This window comes from Rhodoferax sp. (assembly GCF_012927445.1).
Classification (GTDB): domain Bacteria; phylum Pseudomonadota; class Gammaproteobacteria; order Burkholderiales; family Burkholderiaceae_C; genus Rhodoferax.
Genome location: NZ_JABBPD010000007.1, coordinates 26555 through 46791 on the forward strand (window position 1 = coordinate 26555; position 20237 = coordinate 46791).

A 20237-nucleotide genomic window follows, 5' to 3' on the forward strand; every position below is an offset into this window, starting at 1 on the left:
AGAAGGCCGATGCTTTTTTTATATCTCTACGTCGCCTCGCAGTTGCCGGTTTTCAAGTTCCAACTGCCTGATGCGTTGATGCTCCACGGTCAACGGCTTGCCGGCACCGCTTTGCCCTTGCTGTTCCGCTTCAAATTGGGTGACCCAGCGCCTGACGGCACTTTCGCCAAGTTTCATGTCTTTACAGACTTGACTGATGCTCAAGCCTTGGGTTTTGACCATTTGAGCTACCTGGAGCTTGAAGCTGGCATCGAAGGTTCTTCGGGATTTCGGGTTATTCACGTCTGTCGCCATTTAGGTTTGAAAAAACCTATCGTTGTGTCTTTTTAAATTAGACCACCACAAGCAGTCATTCACCGTTTGGAAGGGAATCGGTTCGGTCGCTGACTACCGATGCCGGGCGGTGGAATTTGAGGTTGCTATCGGCAATGATCTTGAATTATCTGTTTTGGATAATTTAAGATAATTCGGGGCTGGAAGGATCGAGCGACGTAAGGGCTCGATGCCGACGACGGTCTTGTCAGAGCCCAAAACAGACGGTCACGACCTTGAAGACCTGACGTTCGCGGGGTCGACCGGACATGCAACAGCTGTCATTCGGTTTGCGGGATTAACGGGCGATGATTTCGACTGACTTTACGACTGAAAGGGATAGGATCTGCCCGCCTTCGTTATTACCTCGGACCATTACGACCCTTGAGAAGTGCGTATTGGTTTTCCTTAGGCGTGTCAACTGCTGGACGTTTCCAGGATGAGTGATCATAGCCTGGCCCTGTGAAAGATCTTGACGGTAGCTTGCGCCCTGAAACTCTAACCTGCTTAACGTACGCATTCCACGCATGCAATTCAGCAATGGCATTCTCAAAACCATTTTTTTGCAAAAACGCTGCAATGGGGCCAAGTTCGTAATTTAGTCCGTACCTGTCACTCCAAATCTCGAACCACTTACCAAATTCATCTCCGACTTTTAGCCAACGCGAATCTTTGAGAACGGCATCAAATTCGACTTCGTGCGAATACGTTGATTTAGGTGCGGTATGACGGACTTTGCTAACAGCCGGTTTATTTTTCCGAACTACAGAGCCATATCCGTTTGCAAGTCCCGGTGAGATTTCTGGAAATAGAAGCGCCAACAACTTGTCATATTTCCCGTCGCGAAGATAAAAACCTTCGCCAGCACCGATGCTCTGCTTGATATCGTTCACCCATTTTGTGAACCAATCAGGGCGATCGGCCAAATTGGTTGTGCGGTAAGCATTTTCAGCAATCAAGTAAATAGTCAAATTCTTGTAGTTTTCGGTAAAGTTGTCACAGCGAATTTCGTTCATTACATCCAAGATCGATGCTTGCGGATTTGTAATGCTGTGGCCACAGTGAATCGACAGCAGTCGGGGAATGATGCCGCGCTGCGCTCGAATAAGCAACGGGTCTGATGCGCCTGGATAGCCGTGAATCGCTAAATTTCCAGATACCGATAAAACTGATTTTCTTCTATGGTCAATAGCATCGTTTATGGACTCGAACTCGCCCTTGTCAGAATAAGATTTTACGAAGGCATGAACAGCATTCAGATATTCAGTAGCCACTGCCTGCAAAGGCATTGCCATTACACGTATGCGCTCTGCTTTTCCCTGCATGAGTTCAGTAATTTTGGCATCCACTTTGGCTTCGAGAATTTGCTCCTGTATGGCAATTTCAGGATGGTGCAGCCAGCGTTTGGTGTTAATTCCGTGGATGACCAACGCTTTCAGATCTGCCCGTGATATCCGCCCTCCAGACTGGCTTAAGTTGATCTCAATGGTGGGGATGTTTTGTTCACGGATGCGCACCAGCCGCTCATCGGTAATTTGATTGGTCACCGTGACCTCAATCATGATGGCGCCGTACGGATCAGAAACATGGGCAACGACATCAGGAATAACGCGGCCAAACCGCTGCTCCAGTTGCACGTCGAAGATCTGGATTAACTCACTGCTGCGCGACCAAATTTCAGTCATTGGCGTGCCGCCGTCGACATGATTGGTAACAACAGCAATCAGCGCGGAAACCTGGATTTCTTTGGATTCGGCAAGGATCCGCTTGACCTCAAAGTGCAGAAGCGTTTCATGCCGAAATTTAGCATCCACACCAGCCAACAGACTTTCATCCTCGGGGGCTATATCCAAAAGCTCTGCTGCCAGGCGCCGTGCATCCTCTTGCGCTTGCGCTTTAAGTTCTGGATCCTTCCAGTGGTTTACCCAACAAAGGTTTTCGGGAACCAACGTTAGCCGACTTCTCAACTCATCAGGCGACATGGATGCAATGGTCAGGTCATGCAAATCAAGAATCACGGTTGGAATTGGCAGGCCATCAGAATCCAATGATGTTGAAATTGCACCGGTTCCGGTGAGCTGTATGCGCAATTGACGGCCATCATCAAGCGTCAGGATGGCCGCCACCTTGTCATGGAAATCGAAGTCTCGAACGTGAACACGCTCTGGCAGCATCTCAACCCATGCTTCATGTTCAAACCCACTCAAACCAGCTACGCGCCCGTATATTCGCCTGCCAGGCAACATCAGAACACCTTGCTCACGCAGAAGGTGTAACGCCGCCAATCTGGCCGATAGAAACATGCACTCGCTTTTCTCAGCGCCGTTAGGGTGGCGAAAGTGAGGGCGTTTCCTGTATTTTTCCTTGGCGGCATTCACGGCCACCAGCGCAAGATCACAACTTGGACATTCGCATGCGCAGTCGCCACCGGTTCGCGTTGCATCGAGCTCAAGAATGTAAATCGGCTCGCCGGTTGCGATATCCCGCGCCCATGCCATGACTTGGCCAGCGGGAAAGGTTTTGGTGTTGAGCGAATTATTTGTGTTTACAACCCAATTTCGATTCATTCCACATTATCGGCAGCTAAAGGTTTCATTTCTACGGTCATCTCTGCTTCATGCAAAACCACAGTTTCCTACCAAAAACCGAATACACCAAAAGTGACAGCTTTGGGGAATTCGCATCGATAAAGGATCTCTTTGGAGCGACGCTCCCCAATACCAGCTACAGGTCTTGGATTCAACCGGTCGATGCTTTAATTGCCGTTGTCGTTGATTGTCGTAAAAACAGCAATTGCTGTTTTTACGACAACGAACAGCAACGCCCGGTTAGATGTTGACATACAAGAAATTTCCGCCATTCACGAATGCCGGTACAACCATGAGTCCTCTCGTCGGCCTGAACGCTGCTTTGTAACGATAGGGGCAAACGTCGGCCCTTGGTCGTCAAGAGCCATGGCGGTCACAGCCCAAATGGCCCCTGCAGGCACAGCAGGACAGCAAACAAGACGTACTTGCTGGTCATGCCGAAGGGGCTGAGGTGCGACGTGGTGGGCTCCGGATTTCAGCTTAGGCGGTCCAATTTGGCTGAAATCAATTGACTAGCTGCCACGGGGCGGTCTTCAGCGTTGAGGACGCTATCGATTTCAACCAGGGTCAAAGTGCTTCCGTGCAAGACCATCTGCAACTCTGAGGTGACCTCGCGTTTGCGCACGTAGTCCTGTATTTGACGGACAAGGTGCTTCCCTTCGGTTGCATGCGAAAACACGGCAGGTGCTTTCCAGTGAGCCAGGAATTCAGCATCATCTTGACGCCCGTGCATACCGCTGGCGGCATCACGCGTCATTGGGGTGGATTTTGATTTGGCCATGCAATTTCTCTTGATAAGCACCGCACATGCGGCAGAAGATCCCCATTGGTACCCGCTGGCGCACCACGCGAAGCACTTCGGTATTTTGAGCGGTGGGTGCGGGCATAGCCGCCTCAGGCACCACCGCTGAGACGGGTATCGCAGCATGCACCCAGCCGGATTTTGGACACTTGACTTCTAGCTGGGTTACCGGCACATCTCCTTCAACTTTCGTTTGAATTCAATCAGCACGGCTGGCTCGCTGAGACCTTCGTACATATGCGTCTGCACAAATCGTGCCGCGTGCTCCGAAGGCCATCCCTCAGCGTCGTCATCAAGAGCCAGCCAGTCCCGCGGGCGCCGCCGCAAGACGTCTTCGTGCACTTGCTGGCCACGGTGCATATCCTTGAACTCATCGTCTCTCATGTGCCGCGAATGAAAAGTCGCACCGATTACGCGCGCTTGTAGCGAGAGTGGCAGGCGTTTAGTCGTAGCGTCGCAGCCGTAGCGAACCACCCAACTCGTACTCAGCACGATTTGCACTTGTGGGTATGGCTCAAGAATTTGCTCAAGCAGAGATGAATGCTGGAAGAGCGAGTAGCCAGATGGCGCGCAGAGGTACGCGCCTCTCTCCGGGTGCCACAAACAGTTCTCGTGGTGCAACACGCCGTCAAAATCGAGATAAAGCACAAGTGCGTTTGTTCCGTTCACATCTGCTCCATGGGTCACATCAGCGTCCGGCTGCTTTTCGAATTCGTGCCTGTATTTGGTACACGGTTTGTATCCCGACCCCCGTGAGGATCGATACCTCACGAGCTTTCACCCCAGGCCCAAGACGATTAGCGACTTTTGCACGCTGCGGATCTGTGTATTTAGCAAGTAGATGCCGCATTCCACAGAGCTGATGGCCATTCCGGATACGGTCAGCAATATTGTCTGCTGGGGTACCTGGGACAAGATTTTCCAGGCGATTTTCGTGGGGGTCATCATTACGGTGGCCATGGGTCACGTGGAACGCTCTCAGGTAAGTCCATGATTCGAAGCCTCATTTGGACGTAAGGGTAGCCCTGAGATTGAATGCGAGCCATTGGGGGTTTCCTTGATGTCACGAGAAATTCAGATTTGTCAACTTCGGACTCAGCGTGTCATCTGGCCACGCCAAGATGTTCCTGCGTTCTTAATTATTTGGAGACATGCTTCAAGCAGGGAAGCTCATTGGCATTGGCGCGGCTATACCTTTTGAGCGCGCAAAAATTGCCATGAAAGAAACCGTGGCAGCGCGCGAGAGCCATGCCACATTGCACGTCACTGCACGAGTAGCGGCACGGATTATCAAGACCCGCCGCTTCCAGCGGTGAGGAAATATTCGTGAGTAGTACAGAGGCCAGCTAATAGTCTGCTGGAGCGGCATACCCCGAGAGGTGTGCCCATGTCAAACTACGACGACATCATCAAAACTCTGGCTGAGCGCCGGGGAAAAATATCAGCTCGCTTTGATGCAGGCTTGGGAAACTCAGAGCAGGCAATCAGACAAACTATCCAAGCTCTGGATCACCCGGCGAGCCGCTATGTCGATTGCAGCGAAGAAGAGCGAAATAGGGTTCGCCAGGAATGGCAGGAACTGGCTGCCGAACAGGGAGTGAGCCTGGCCACGCCACCCCAGCGCAAAAGAATGCGAAAGGTCCGGCCTCTTCCCGATGCCGTAGTTGAATTCTTTGGGGATTCCAACCGTATTCCATACCGACCCAGGGCCACCGACGACTACAAACACGGGACACGACTGTGTTCATGGCATGTTGCGTATAGGTTGCGTTCAGTTCAACTGAATCCGCCAGGAATGACTCACTGGCTGGTATTCGACTGCGACCATCAAAACGTTGAGCGCTGGCGGTTGGCCGACCTGCCTGAGCCGTCGTTTATTACGCTCAATCCCTTGAACGGCCACCACCACGTGGTCTATCTTCTGAGCAGCCCTGTCTGCACTTCCATCCATGGACGATATAAGCCCATTGCATATCTGCGCGCCGTACGTGAAGCGCTTCGTGCCGCATTGGATGCCGACGAAAACTACACTGGCTTGCTGACAAAGAACCCGCTGCATCTCGCCTGGCTCGTAGTCAAGCCAGCCATCATGCCTGCATACACTTTGGAAGAGCTAGCCGCTGGCCTCGATTTAGAACGAACTCAGAAGCCGCGGAGCAAGTGCAATGATGTTTCCGATTTAGGGCATATCGAAAAGGGCCGGCGCAATCGTGCTTTGTTCGATGCAGTGCGGCAGTGGGCTTACGTAAATGCAAACGACGGCGACGACATAGCGTCCTTTGCGCACCAGTGCAACGAACTGTTCCCCGACCCACTTTCGCACAATGAAGTGGAAACCACCGCAAAAAGCATTGCACGATTTTGCAGCTTACACTTCTCGGGACCACGCCCCCACACCGCCGAATTTCGTGCCCGACAAGCAGATCGGGGGCGCCTGGGCGGTCGGCCACTTACTACTGGGACCACTCGGCCGTGGGAGACCGAAGGGATTTCGCGTGCAACTTGGTACCGCCGGCAGGGGAAAGACCGTAGTGTCTGAGACGTGAGACGAAAGCCATATCAGATGCCCCCGAGAGTAAGAGGTGCAAGCCAGTGAATTTCGGGGCGCAGACCTGAGCACTAGAACTTAGGAACACCAAAGGCAGACGACCATTTCAAATGGCCGGTGTGATTTGTGTGCCACGCAAAAGCGATTCAGTGGTTCACTCTAGGCATGCCCTGCACTCCAAAGATTCGCTGAACAGAATCCGCTCCCCGCCAGCATCTCCATTTACTGCGTACAGTGGTCAGCTGCAAAAATGCTGTCGATGAAAGCGCAAATATGGTCTGTGCTCAGCGGACACCCAACGTAAACGCATGCCAGCGGCAAGTCCCATCTTTTGTTGGTCACTTAGCGTAATGACTTCGGACACCAACAACTCACCCTCATCCGTAAAGCTGACCAGGAAACTGTCGAACAAGACGTCCAGATTGGCGCTGAGTAAAAAGCCGTTGTACACATCCAGCCGCTCTGAGTCAGACGCGCATTCGGCCCACGGTTTGGCGTGGCTGGCACGCAGGGCTTGCGGCAGGGCCAAGCCCGTCACCGAACAGGCTCCGCCCCAATAATCCAACATGGCCTGGCGATAAGCCTGCTGCCCTACCCGCTGGCGCACCATGCGCAGCACTTCGGTGTTTTGTGCGGCGGGTTCGGGCATGGCCGATAGTTCCGCTTGCACTTGCTGCTCAAACGCCGTGACCGCTTGGTTTGGCAGGGCTTGCGACAGCGCGGCGGCACGGCGTAGCCACTGGGCCAGAACGGCCTCCGTCTGCAACACGAATCCATGCGTTACCCGGCCTTCGTTGGGGAAAGTGCGCGCCAATTCCTGCGCCAGCGTGGCCGATCCGGATTGGATAGCCACGTCAAATACATCCCCTACGACTGTCACCGTGACCTGTGCAGGGTGCCGGGCGGAAGCCAACGCCACATGCTCCTCATCCCCTGGCAGCACATGCTCAAAGCCATTGTCATGGCCTGCTTTCTCAATCAAGGTGCGTTGTAGTGGGTTCATATCAGCAAAGCACCGACCCCGAATCGGATATACAGTTGGATTTCATCCGATTTCATCCGATTTCATCCGATCCAATGCACCGATTCGGTAGAAGGAAGCAGGTCCAGCCCCCTCCAAGACCAGTAAATCGGATTGGCACATCCGTTTTAGAAGGCCTTTTACCTGGCCCTCACTCAAACGGCATAGCTCCATCGCCTCGGCGCGCTTGATGCGACCGTGCTGACGGACATAGCTCAGCACCATCTGTTCATTTTGAATAGGTGCGAACCCAGCTTGCCGCGTGTAGGCAGCCTTGTCAGCCACTGCCCCGTACACCGCAGCAGACAGCATGTAAGTGCGTCCCCGGGTGGCACCGTGCGCCTCTACAAAACCAGCTTCGGTCAGCGCCTGCAGCGTGCGCTTGGCCGAAGTCACATCTCGCTGAATACGCTGGGCCAGCTCCTCAGCAGACAAACGCTTCAGCTGACGTAAAGCGCCCAGAGCAATCAGGGAATCGATGGGCATTTCGGTATTACGGCTGCGCTCTTCGTCCACCACCAGACGGCGAAAGTCCAGGTCGGCAGGCTCCGTGGGCATGCGCAACACCACGTTTTGCGAATCGGTGCGGGTGTAGTCGGGCGCGGAGCGGCCAAACTTCAGCATGCCCCGGTAAATCGTGTCCACACCGCGACCGGAGCGCTCCACCACGCCGATACGCTTCATTGCATCGGCCAGCGACCGGTTGCGGGGGCGGGGTTCGGTCACCAGAAGGTTCTGCAGCGTCACGCCATCCACCAAGCCGCCAGGGTTGCTCACCACCAAAGCTTCGTCTTCCAGCCGGATGTGCACGGCCCCCAGACGGTGATAGTCCCGGTGGATCAGTGCGTTGGCCACCGCTTCACGGAAGGCCCCCATGTCCACCATGGGCACCGGCACGCGGAACAGCCCCACCTGCAACTCTTCTTCGGGGTTGTAGGGACGGAAATTGGTTTCCAGCCAGTCCACCGCCTTGAGCAAGGGGTAACGGCGGAATTCGTTGAACTTAACCGACTGCTGCGCCATCACCTGAAAGGCGAACTCATGCGTGGGCACCCATTGCTGCAGCGCAGACTCACGGCCCACCAAAAGCAAACCCGTCAGCGTGGGCAAGCGACTGCCATCGGGCTGACGGGCTGTCAGACCCAACGCACCATCCAAGGCTTCATCGTCCAGCTCCAGCAAAACACGGTCACCACCATATTGCTTGACCGCTTGTCGCAAGCGTTCCCGTTCTAATGGGTCAAAGTCAGCCAACGTGGTGCCCGCCACGGGCTGGGCGGAGACATCCAGCATGCCAAAGCTGCTGGCACGGCTGACACGGTCATGCGGCAGCATGGGCACGCATTCGGGTGTGCCGTCATGCTTGATACGGCGGCGCAAGTACACCCCGCCATTCGTCGCCACTTCTCCTTGTGCCTTGGGCACGTTGATGCGGGCCACAGTCATCCCGCCAGCCTCCACCGACGATACGGTGATGCTGACGGATGGCGACGTTCGCGCAGCCACCATGCCCGCCAACCCCGTCAGCATTAGATGATCGGGGTGCAGGCCGGTAGGCGTGCCATCGTCTTCCACACCCAGCCACAAGTCACCGCCATCTGCATTGGCCAGGCAGACGACTGCCTCCACCAACTCAATGTCTGGCAGACGTTTGCGGTCGCTTTTGAATTCGACGGTGAGGGTTTCGGTTTCTGGAATAGAAGAAGTCATCTCAAATTACGGTGTTACCACAACTATTTACACGACCAGACCTTGACACGTTAAGTTCCATGGCCGCAAATGCCTCATGGGTATGGGTCGCCTGACCATCATCGTACTGCGGGAAAAGAACCAAATTTCTACCATCCTGTGCCACCGCACTGGGGTAAATCAACCCATCCACCCGCTTGCTTTTGGCGTGCTTAAAGGCCTGCGCAAAATACTCGGAAACTACTTGTGTCGGTACATACTCAATATGCTCACTTCCATCGTGGGCTACGGGCTTGGAAATTTCATCCGTGAACTTGTAAAGAAACTGCACCAAGTCATGCTCACGCCTCTTGTCGGAAAAAACTGATGGACACCTGGGGAAGCAACTTAGATCAATGACATGCAAATCGCGGATGGGTGACCATTGGCTAATGGTGACCTGATCCCCCTTCTTTGACCTTGTTTCTGCCAACGCAGTTTTTTCGTCATAGGCCAGGTACAGGTACGGAATGCCAGCCGGATTCATTCTTCCTGCCGATGCTTTCTCTTTAGGAGGTGGGCCTAGTTCCAAAACCGAATGGGGATGCTTGCCGGGCCTAACACGTTGCAAGATCGTTGCTACCGGTAGCTTGCGTACCATGCTGTGTTGACGCACCAATTGCCCCAGAAATGGAAGCATTTCATGCACACTCACCAAGTCATCGCTGTAACTGCGGGGGCGCTTGCGGGTTTGAAAATGGAATCGGCTTTGAAATTTCACCGCATGCGCGAATGACTCCCACGACCAATGGAGGCGCTCATGGTTATACGAACCCATCCAATCCCCATCCGGGGCATCGACCCATCCAGTATTTGCGAATGCCTCGGCCACATCGTTCTTTAGTGCATCCGACCAATCCAGCCCCTCAACATCAAGGACCTGTTCGAGTACGTCTCTTGAAGACATGTATTCAATATTGAACTCTCGGTCATAGGGGCATCCAGCGTTCGCTTCATCGTTGTAGCTGTATTTGACCCCAAACAACACAGCAGCCATCAAAACTGCGATAGGCGCGGCCTTGCGTGTCTTGCTTTTGCAGTATGAACAAGATACGCCACCTAAGTTCTTACGCACCAATTGACGCAGATGCGAGTCTTCGCCTATGCAGTGCTGACACACCCAGGTTTCCGGGTCTTGCCAGCCGCGCTCCTCTTGCTCTAACCATTGGCTTTTGACAATACCCATGGCTATCTCATTGAATTCCACACCACAAATACAAAGCCGCAGACTCAACGCGGATGGTGGTACACCAATCAAACAGAAAACCGATCATTGCCTAAGCTCCGTTTGCATCTGGATTTGTGAATTGAAACGGCTCTTGAACAACAACCCATCATCGCGGCTAGGGTCCAAGGTCAAACGCAGGTAGGGAAGTACCTGAAGGGACTCTGGTGGCGGCGTTGTGGTTGTAATGATGTACTGGAACGGCACCTCTTCCCCATAGCCCTGGGTTTCGATGCGCTCAATCAAATGCAGAAAATCGGCATAGGGGCGAGGTCCCATATCGGCCTCCCGTGGGCAATCGTGAATCAACATACCCGGGAAGGTGCTGGCCGAATTGCTTGCATCCAACAGACACACCAAGTCACCCAACAAAATCTCCAAGACGCGAAATGCCTCACCACCACGAAGCGAGAGGCGGAATGGTCGGAGTTCATCACGCACATCCATGGTCCCGAAGGCCTCCCTCGACAGCAGCTCTTGGGCCAAGGCATCGGTTAGCTCGCCCAGCACACGTTCACGCCCCGATATCTCATGTTGGACAATCGAAAGCTGTGTGCGTGTTGAATCAATTTGTCGTTGAATTGTTGCGCAAAGTTCAGCGGCCTTTACGACCCGTGTAGCAGCCTCTGGCGAACCAGATGCCTGCTCCCAACGAGCAAGCTCTTTCAAAAGCCGCTGACCTCGGTCTTTTTCAACCAGCAATGTGTCACGCCGCAGCTTAGGGGATTTGAGTGCATTGTCTTTGGCGTTAACCTTCGCCAGCGCTAAATTCAACGGCGCATCCAAGTCATTGCGGCGCTTCAGCGCTTGCACGGCGCGCTCTGTCCAATCTTCGGCATTCTTGAGCAAAGCGTTTTGATCACGCTTATCAACAAAACTCAACGTCTTAATTTCTGCCTGTATGTGCTGGCACTGCTGAAACAAAACTTGGCCATATTCACAAGGGCCTGTCGCGCTTTTCAAGTCTTCACGCCTTTTGGCCAACTGCTTGTAGGCAGCCTCATCTCCAAGCCGAGCCGCGTCTGCCATCTTGTATTCGACATCAGCAGCGTTAAACGCATCTTTGACTTGTTTGTACTCAATGCGAACTTGCAACAGGGCTTCCTCCAGCACCGCCATTTCGCGATTCAACTGATCTAACGAGGCTTCGGCTTTCGACTGGGTCTTTGTAATTTCTTGTTCTACGCTGTCTTTAAACAAATCATTGGTAACCATCGGAAGGTCGCGGGGCACTTCCAGCCAAACACGCACTTCCGATTCAATCCGCCCTCGAATCAGGCTAGGTTCTCGCAACAAATTGGTCTGCGCCGTTTGGGCCGCCTCCTGTTCACTTTGCAAGCGACGCAGACGGGCCAGCAAATCCGATTCACGGTTGTCCACCAAACCCAGCACCGCGCGCAAAACGATGGGCGGGTCTTGACGAGGACGCTGTAGCCCTACTCCTTCACCATCTCGCCAGTTAAAAAAACCCTTGAAGCGGGCGGCTTGATCTCTGCCCACCCAGGCCAGCACATGCCGCCACTCAATCACTTGCCCGGTTTCTGGAATCGTCCGGGGCGCAACGCCAGACAACATGGATCCTGAAAGCAGGGTTTCAAATTCCTTGTAGACCATTGACCCACCGTTCGCCAACAGCGATGCCAAATCATCCCCTGGCTCGGCCATTCCTTCGCGGTGGGCATTGAAGTGGCGAAACACGGCGTAAGGCGTGCCTTCAATATGAACAACGGCACCAACTCCTCCCTGAGGCAACTCGGATATCAACTCGGCTCTTAGCTCATCAATCGACTTGCTGCTATCTCCCAAACAATAGCGCAACAAAAGGCAGAGCGATGTCTTTCCCACGCCGTGCCCCGCCGCGTGAATGCCAGCATGCCGACTGGATTCATCCGGCTCGCATGCCCATATCACATTCATTCCACGACGCAGGGAGATGGATCGAATCAGGTGTTCTGGATCTGGCTCCCGAAATAGCTCAAGACGCTCAACCCAAAGACGGGGCTGCGTTCTCTGTGCTGGAAGGTGCTTGCGTAATTCATTCATGGGTCACATGCTCCTATGCGGCTTTCCAACGCAAATCCACTTCCGCAGCCACCTCATGCCCAGCAGGCTGTTGCAATCCGCTGTCCGCCATGCGCAAAAGTGCTTGGGCCACCGCTGGCATATCAGGCTCTAGCGTCAATTCGGGTGGACGTGTGCTTTGGGCAATGATTTCAAATACAGAGCCTTGCTGTTGCACGCGCAAAAAGCCCGCTTTCTCAAACCACTGTAGCCACTGAGACACCCGGCCTACACCCATCGAGCGAAGTTCCGGGTTCGCTTGGTTGTATGCCGTGAGCAGCGCTGCATCCTGAGCAATCAGTCCCGTTACAGGCCACACCCCACTCCGCATAACAGCCACGATATAACTCACATTCAGTCGTGGCAACTTGCCCGTCTGTTCTAGCAAGGTCCACAAGAGCCCCGCGAACCGTGCTTCGTCCTCGCTGCGAATGAGGCCTATTGCCGAATACACGGGCTGCGACTGCTCGCCCGGTGGTGGCACCAACAAGCTTTGATACGGTTGCCCAACAGCATCCGCCAAAGCCATTCGGTCAAATTCTTGCTGTACCAACTGTTGCGTCAAGTATTGATCCGTACCTGGGATGCGTTCCTTGTTCTTGAGCACACGGAAGGTTTCGCTGGGGTAGTCGGCACCCATCACGTCGGCGGGGTCCAGGATGTATCGGAGTTCGTCACGGTCCAGACCATAGAGGCGGGCGTAGTAGGCATCGAGCTCAGCACGCAGAACGGCCCGACGGTCGGGGTCGAAGGCGAAGGGTGGGCCGCTGTAGCCCAGGTCTTGCGCCCAGCCCGACAGGTCGTGCGCGGTGTAGGTGAGTTCGAGCACGCGCGGGACGATGAAGGCGAGGTTGGCTTCGGTGTAGCGGTCGGGAGGCAAGATTGGGAATTGCTTCAAGTAGAAGTAATTCAAAGTAGTTCCACCAATTTTTTGACGTGCCACAAAGTCAAACACCAGTGCTGACAAATTACCCAGAAATGCTGCCGCCTGTCGTGCGGAAATGGAAGTTCCCAGCAGTAACAACGGGATCTTGTTACCTATTCCTGCAAGCGGCATTACTGACGCAATTACCGTCCTTAACACATGACTGCTGGTGATGTCCCGCCACCCCATCAACCACTTCGGACAAGACTTTTGCAGCCAACGCTCGGCCAAGTCCAGTACATCCTGGGCACTTTGCAGCACCATGGCGGGTTCGTACAGGTCGCGATGTCGAGCGGTCAAAGCCAGTATCTGCTCCAGTGCATGCGGATCCACTGCGTACCAAGCGGTACTGGCCCGTTCATTGGACATTGCCACCTCAAAACTCCCCTCGGCGGGCAGGTAGTTGTCATCCACGGGCTTGAAGCATGGTGGGTTATTGCCACACAAGCCCAGTGACACCGGGGCCACTTTCTGGGCATAGGGGTACTGCTGCACAAACGCCTTCCAGGCGGGGTACAAACCCAACTTCGGGTTCACGCTGTGTTGCGCTGCCAGCCAGTGGCCAAATAACAGCTGCGTGGCGCACAGCACCGTGGCCGCTTCATTGCGATCGCGCAAGGCCTTGCGCAAGCCTTCGGGCAGGTTGGTCAAGCGCAACCACACCTCGCGCTGCTCCACCCAGTAGCGCGGGATGGCGCTGCTGTGGGGGTCTTGCTTTTCCGCCAGCGTCATGTCCCGGCTGTCACCATTCTGCGTGTAGGTGGCCCATCGGTGGTCAAACTGGTGGATGAGCTTGGCCTCATAAAGGGGTAGGCGGTTGGAGGTAGTGGTGTTTTTGAAAAGTTCACTGTCACCAGACATGTGAAACATCGCCATGAACGAAATGCCCCATGGGTTTTTCTCTGCTGTCTTGACTTTTGCATCTTTTCCCTTGCCTTCGACCACAGCATCACGGATCAGAACTGGTGCCGCGCGGTACAGCTTGTTAGTCAGCTCGGCATCGCGTCCGCTACGGAACACCGGACAAGTCAGCGTATTGGGATTGATCAAACCAAACTCTGCTTTGGTCAGTTGGAAACGTCTTCTTGGGTCAAGAATTTCTGACGATTTCTGAGCAAAAAACACAAACTCAGCCTGGTCCACTGTACCGAGGGTGACGAGACAGAACCGGAACGAATGGTGAACCGCAGGAAAAATGAACTTTTCGTTGTCGAACGAAAACAGACTCACCAACCGCCCGCTCTGGGTGATGTGGCCAAAGTAGGCCTTGGTACTGTCGTCCGTAGCAATGCCGGTGGGCACGATGAAACCGGCGCGACCTGATGGCGATGTGATTTGCAGAATGGTCTCGGCAAACAAAGCATAGGTGTTCACATCCCCCACACCAGTGAGCGGGTAGCGCCCGCCGTCCACACCATCCACATGCATGAACACACTGGCAGCTTCCGCCACGCGACGTGCGGTGATGAACTCGGCATACAAGCGTTGTTCGGCCCCACTCTCGGTGGGTGTGTGGTGGGCGCTGTCTGTGGGGTAAAGATGCTGACTCAGCACGCCCTCGCTCAACCACTGGATGCGTTGGCTGCGCTCAGCCTTGTTCTTGGCAGCGGCCACCGCCGGATGGCGGGTGGCAAAAAATTCTTCTTCTTGCAGTTTTATGCGCTCCCACGGCGGGTTGCCCAACACGCAGTCAAAGCCACCGGCTGCAAACACTTGCGGAAACGCCAGCGGCCAGTGCAGAACCTGCGCTTGCTGACAGGCAGCATGCGCCCCTGCCACAGCCGCTGCATGCGCGGTTCCCTGCTCTTGCAGGGTATGCGGGGCGGTCAGTGCAGCGTGCAGGGTTTCGCTGGTGGGCACATGCGCGGCGGTGGCCGCAGTTTTGGTCAACAGGTAAGCGCCCACCATCAAATCGGCCGCTAGCCCAAGTGGGCTGTTCGTGGATTGCTCACAAAATTGAATGTAGGCCTGTTCTTTGGCGGCAACTTCTTCCGGGGTGTCGGCGCTCAGGGCCTCAATGGCACGAAGAGTCTGCAGGCCCGTGGCGTTGTCAAACCCCAGCAGCACCTGGCCGCCTTGCAGGTCTTTGGCAATTTGCTTCAGGCCCGCCGCATTTGCCTTGGCCAGCACTTTGCACACAGCCGCATCGTCGCCCGAAAGGGCTTTGAACGCATCTTTGGCAATGCCTTTTTCCAGCGCGTGCAAGTTAGTGAGACCCAGCAGCGCGTCGCCGCATTGCAAGTGGTGGTCCAGAAAGCCCAGCGGGCGGCCTTCTTCAAAGCCTTCCAGCCACAGCGCGGTGCGGGCCAGCTCCACAGCCATGGGGTTGCGGTCCACGCCAAAAATGCAGCGGGCAATGACCTCCCGCAAGGCATGGCGGTAAGCCAACGGGGTGACCGCGCCATCGGGCGAACGCAAGCTGGCCAGGCGCTCGGCCAGGCGGCGCGCAGCAGCCAGCAAGAAGTGTCCGCTGCCACAAGCTGGATCAATCACGCGAATGGCCAGTAAAGTGTCCACCGGGTTGGCGGGGTTGGCGGCCAAGCGCTGCTCAATGACCGGGTCCAGCGCGCTCTTGATGAGCTCTTGCACCAGGCTGTCGGGCGTGTAGTAGCTGCCGGTGAGCTTGCGGTCGTTGCCGGCTGTGCTGCCCACACTGGTCAGGCCCACAAAGCCAAAGCTGCGGGCGTGCAGATCTACCTCGGGCACCAGCTCCAGCAGGCTTTCGTACACGCTACCCAGCTCCTCCGTACCCATGTTGCGGTAATCAATGGGGGCCAAGCTGGCACCGCTCTGGCGTGCCCAACGCAGGCTTTGCATGGCGGCCAGTAGTTCCGCATTGGTGAGCTGTGCGCCATCCAGTGCGGGGCACTGGGCGGGGGCGAACAGCCCGCCCAAGGCAGGCAGACCCAAGCGGGGCTCGCCCTGAGCCAGGCCTTTGAACACAATCTTCACGCCCTGCCACAGATCATCAAACCGGGTGCGGGCGCGGCGGCGCAAAGACATATCGCGCAGACGGGCCAGGGCATAACCCTGGGCATAGGCTTGAGAGGCAGCCAGCTTGGCGCGTGCGGTGGCGGGGTCATCGTCGTTTTGGGGAGCGTTGGGCACCAAGCCACGCTCTTCCACATTAAAGATAAAGATGAATCGGTAGATGAGGCGCAACAGCTGGGCAAAGTAGGCTTCTTTGCTCAGGGAACCGTCTTGCAAGGCTTGGCGCAGGGCATCGTTCGCGGGGTGCTGCACAAAGCCCTGGCCCAGGGTAATGAGGGCTTCGGTCACGCCTAGCCGCAAGCCATCGCGCACGCGAGTTCCCTCTTCTTGGCCAGCTTCGCGCCAGGCCTCCCACACCACGGGGGCGGGAGCATCGGCCGTGCCACCTACCAGACCGGCACGGCTGGCGTGTAGCAAGCGCCAGGCGTAAGCAAACTCGGCAAAGCGCTGGCCGCTGAGCAGGTCCTGGAGGTCAAAGTCCAGGTAACTTGGGCGGGTGAGCGTGGCGGCATCGCGCAGCAGGCGCAGGGTTTTACCGTTGGTGACGATGGCCCACTGGTGGTCTGGGCTGGCGTTGAGCAGTTCTTGCGCCAGTTGGAAAGCTGTCTTTTTGCGGCTGCCGCTGCCCTGAATGGCAAAGCGCGTGTCCGCATCGTCCAGGCCCAAGGTGTGCGGGGCCACCACGATGGGCAGTGCGAGCTCGGGGTTCTGAGGCGAGCTGGCCAAATGGGTAATGGGGTAGCTGCGATCCCCCAAGGTGATGCCAGTGATTGCGCCCACAGCAGCGTAGCCAAAAACATCACGCAGCAACTCGGTCACAAAGGTGGCGGTGGCGTGCTGGGCATCGTAGTCGGTGCGCTCCAGCAGCGGGGCAAAGCTGCGCCACTGGGCGCAAGCGATCTGGAAGGCGCGGCTGTATTCGTCTTTGAGCTTGAGGCCCTTGGGGATGCCGTAATCAGCCTCGGTTTGCAGGCGGGCTTGGCCCAGGGCCGCTTTTTCCAGCATATCGGGCAGGAACAAGCCGCCTTCGAGTTTGAGGGTGGGCAGGTTGAGCGTGGAAGTGGCTCGGCGGACGCTTTTCATGGGCAGGGCAATCTGAATGTCGCTATAAATATAGGAGCTTCTTGCGCAATTTCTACGGGGGCTAGAGGTCGATTTAGCTTATAAAACATCAGGCAGGAGCACGTAAACGCCAATCACATCAACCGGCAAGCAAGGGGCCACGCTGTACTGGCCCACGTCGCGGGCGGCTTCGCGCACGCGGCTATGGTCTGCAAGCAAAACCTTAGCGCGCTCCCGAGCCAAGGCTTCCAGACGCTGGGGGTGGGCCTGCAAAAAGTCCAGCGCAAGCGCCACTTCACGGCTCATGGCCTCACGCGGCAGGTTGCCGGTGGGCTGACATTCCAGCAGCTGGGCGGTGGCGTCGTCACTCAGCCACTCAGGGTTGCTGCGGCCTTTCACGGCCAAGGCGACGGTCTCTTCCGCCATCATTTGGTAAGGCTGGCGGCGGCGCACGTAGCCCAACTGGTGGCGCAAGCGCAGCAGGTAGATGGTGGTGACCACGTCCACCGCATCGGTGATGGTGGCGGCGCACCGCGCGGTAATGCTGGATTCGCCCTGCAAGGCGTTTTCAATCAGGTGGTCGGCAAGCACGGTGACCAGCGGGTGGCTGCGGTGCAGGTCCGCAAAGTCCAGGTTAAGAACGGGCTTGCGGCTATCGGACACCAGGCCTTCGTCGGCCAAGCGCTGGCGCAGGGCTTCGGGCAGGTGCTGGGTGGGCAGGCGGTGGAGTTGGCCGCGGGCGGGCTCCAGCGGGGCGTTCAGGCGGGCGCAGGCACTTTGCACAAAGCGCTGCACATCAGCACTACTTCCAAGGGCGGTTTGCTGTTTTTGCCATTCGGGCAGCACTTCATCGGGCCGGATACGGCGCTGGGCGAAGACGGTGCGGTTGGCCTTGGCTTTTTCCAGGGCATCGGTCCACAGGGTTTGCAAGGGGGCCAGCACCTGCTCGGCCTCGGCAAAGTCAAAACCCAGCTGCTGGCTACGCGATGAGTCGCGCTTCATCAGTGCGGCTTTCACCATGGCCTGGTTGATGCGGAGCTTGTCCTCAGGCATGGGCACCAGTACGCCCAGTTCTTTCTGGATGGCCTCGCCCTTGCGCAAGATAACGTTGAGCACAAAGCCGTCTACCGGGTTGTCCTGGCCATAGAGCATGGTGCAGCGCACCTCGGGGGCTTGCTGGCCGAAGCGGTCTACTCGGCCTTCGCGCTGCTCGTGGCGGGTGGGGTTCCAGGCCAGGTCGTAATGCACCACGGCAGTAAAGAGATGTTGCAGGTTGATGCCTTCGGACAGGCAGTCAGTGGCGACCAGGATGCGGCCACCATTCGTGTCTGCACCCTCCTCCATGCTCTCGATCTTGTCGCGGCGCTCTTCAGGGCTGAGTTCACCCGTCACCACGTCCACCATTACTTTGGGGAAATTCTTTTTCAGCTCGGCAGCCACATAGTGCGCGGTTGCCACATAGCGGCAGAACACCACGGGGGCGAAGCCGTCTTTCACCAGCCCTTCCATATGGGTGACGAGGGCGGCCAGCTTGGGGTCACCTGCTTTGCCGGACAAGCGCTGGGCTTCAAGGATGAGGGCCTGCAAGCGCTGGGCATTTTGCAGGCGGTCGCTAATTTGACCAGCGGGCTCCAGGTCGTTGCTGCCCAGGTCGTCGGCTTGGCCGTCGTGCAGGCGATCGTCTTCAAGCAGTTCATCATCACCTTCAGCCGCCAGGGCTTCGGTTTTGCCTTCCAGGCGGGTAGTCAGCGCCTTGACTGCAGCGGCCGGACTGGAAGCCACGCACCGCAGCAAGGCCAGCGTGGCGTACCAGATCAGGCGGGCGCTGCCTTGCTGAGTTTGCTCCACCGATTCGGCCATCTCGCGGCAGTAAGCTTGTACAGCATCAAAAAAAGCGCCCCAGTCTCCGGTGAGTTTGTAGGTGAGCTCGGTTTTCATGCGGCGGGCAAAGCCACGGCCATCATGGGTTTCAACCTGCCATTCCACAATGTCTTTGCGACGGCGTTGCACAAAGTGACGTGCCAATTGCTGGCGCAACGGGTCATCGGCCGAGGCTCTGGTTTGCAGGCCCAAAAAGGCGGGGTCGAGCAGGGAGAGCAGGTTGTAAAACGCGATCTCATCACCCGAGTGCGGGGTGGCGGTGAGCAGCAGCAGGTGGCGCTCTGCATCTTTGGCAAGGCGTTGTAGCAGCTCAAACCGCAATTGTTTACCAGCACCACTGCTGGCGCAAGTGTGTGCTTCGTCCACGATGATGCATTCAGGAGCGATGGACAAGAAGTGTTCGCGGTGGCGCTCACTTTTGATGTAGTCCAGACTCACCACCACGATGGGGTGCTGGTCAAACAGGCCCACGCCATGGGGCAAATCGCGCTCCACCCGGCTGGCACTGGCAGACGTGAGGGCGATTGCCTGCATATTGAAGTGACCTTGCAACTCCGCTTGCCACTGCTCTACCAAGTGGGGAGGGCAAAGCACGGCTAAACGACTCACTTCGCCACGGTCCATCAGCTCGCGCGCTATGAGACCGGCCTCAATGGTTTTGCCGATACCCACGTCATCAGCAATCAACAGGCGCACAGTGCTCAGACGCAGGGCCATGAGCAGGGGCACCAGTTGGTAGGCGCGCGGCTCCACAGCGATGTTGCCGAAAGAGCGGAAGGGCCCACCACCAGCACGCAGCTTCAGCCGCAAGGCATCGCGCAAGAGCAAGGCGGCAGCGTGGTTGCCGGGCTGCTCAGGGTTGGGCCAGGCAAATGTGGCGGGCTCTACGGGTACAAATTCCAGCTCAGGTATCAGGGTGATGATGTCTTCATCCGCACCGCCCAAGGGGCGCAAGCGCAGCAGGCTGCTGCCGTCAGCTTGCCGGGAATCCAATTGAGTATTGGCCTGCACCACCCACTCACGCCCGCGCGCGCGCACCAGGTTGCCGGGATGGAAATCATGGGTAGCAGTGGTCATGCGTGCAAAGGATTGG

General features: G+C 56.4%; 12 protein-coding genes. 2 read left to right on the forward strand and 10 right to left on the reverse strand.

The window, feature by feature from the left end:
• Positions 1-18: 18 nt before the first annotated feature.
• The 4 genes from HHJ17_RS18785 to HHJ17_RS11880 all read right to left on the reverse strand — a co-directional run bounded on the left by HHJ17_RS18785 (position 19) and on the right by HHJ17_RS11880 (position 4371).
• Positions 19-294, reverse strand: coding sequence for a transposase (locus tag HHJ17_RS18785; protein WP_366557541.1), 276 nt, complete (start codon positions 292-294; stop codon positions 19-21).
• Between the two features lie 380 nt (positions 295-674).
• Positions 675-2879 (reverse strand): hypothetical protein, encoded by a 2205-nt coding sequence (locus HHJ17_RS11870; protein ID WP_296505927.1) that lies wholly within the window; start codon positions 2877-2879, stop codon positions 675-677.
• A 496-nt stretch (positions 2880-3375) separates the two neighbouring features.
• Positions 3376-3681, reverse strand: coding sequence for a hypothetical protein (locus HHJ17_RS11875; RefSeq protein ID WP_296505928.1), 306 nt, complete (start codon positions 3679-3681; stop codon positions 3376-3378).
• A 186-nt stretch (positions 3682-3867) separates the two neighbouring features.
• On the reverse strand, positions 3868-4371 hold the full coding sequence (locus tag HHJ17_RS11880) for an HAD domain-containing protein (RefSeq protein ID WP_296505930.1): 504 nt from the start codon (positions 4369-4371) through the stop codon (positions 3868-3870).
• Between the two features lie 482 nt (positions 4372-4853).
• Here HHJ17_RS11880 and HHJ17_RS11885 point away from each other — a divergent pair, with 482 nt between their 5' ends.
• Positions 4854-5018 (forward strand): hypothetical protein, encoded by a 165-nt coding sequence (locus HHJ17_RS11885; RefSeq protein WP_296505932.1) that lies wholly within the window; start codon positions 4854-4856, stop codon positions 5016-5018.
• Positions 5019-5089: 71 nt separating this feature from the next.
• Positions 5090-6241: a replication initiation protein gene (locus HHJ17_RS11890; RefSeq protein ID WP_296505934.1), complete on the forward strand. Its 1152-nt coding sequence runs from the start codon at positions 5090-5092 to the stop codon at positions 6239-6241.
• A 247-nt stretch (positions 6242-6488) separates the two neighbouring features.
• On the opposite strand, the gene HHJ17_RS11895 is transcribed toward HHJ17_RS11890, so the two are convergent.
• The 6 genes from HHJ17_RS11895 to HHJ17_RS11920 form a co-directional block, all read right to left on the reverse strand.
• Positions 6489-7253, reverse strand: a complete 765-nt coding sequence (locus HHJ17_RS11895) for an HNH endonuclease (protein WP_296505936.1) — start codon at positions 7251-7253, stop codon at positions 6489-6491.
• A 42-nt stretch (positions 7254-7295) separates the two neighbouring features.
• Positions 7296-8981, reverse strand: a complete 1686-nt coding sequence (locus HHJ17_RS11900; RefSeq protein ID WP_296505938.1) for an ATP-binding protein — start codon at positions 8979-8981, stop codon at positions 7296-7298.
• Position 8982: 1 nt separating this feature from the next.
• Positions 8983-10185, reverse strand: coding sequence for a HEPN-associated N-terminal domain-containing protein (locus HHJ17_RS11905; RefSeq protein ID WP_296505940.1), 1203 nt, complete (start codon positions 10183-10185; stop codon positions 8983-8985).
• 84 nt (positions 10186-10269) lie between these two features.
• Positions 10270-12267: a hypothetical protein gene (locus HHJ17_RS11910; protein WP_296505942.1), complete on the reverse strand. Its 1998-nt coding sequence runs from the start codon at positions 12265-12267 to the stop codon at positions 10270-10272.
• 13 nt (positions 12268-12280) lie between these two features.
• Positions 12281-17284: an N-6 DNA methylase gene (locus HHJ17_RS11915; RefSeq protein ID WP_296505944.1), complete on the reverse strand. Its 5004-nt coding sequence runs from the start codon at positions 17282-17284 to the stop codon at positions 12281-12283.
• A gap of 78 nt (positions 17285-17362) precedes the next feature.
• Entirely contained in the window at positions 17363-20221 is a 2859-nt protein-coding gene (locus tag HHJ17_RS11920) for an SNF2-related protein (RefSeq protein WP_296505945.1), read from the reverse strand.
• Positions 20222-20237: the final 16 nt, after the last annotated feature.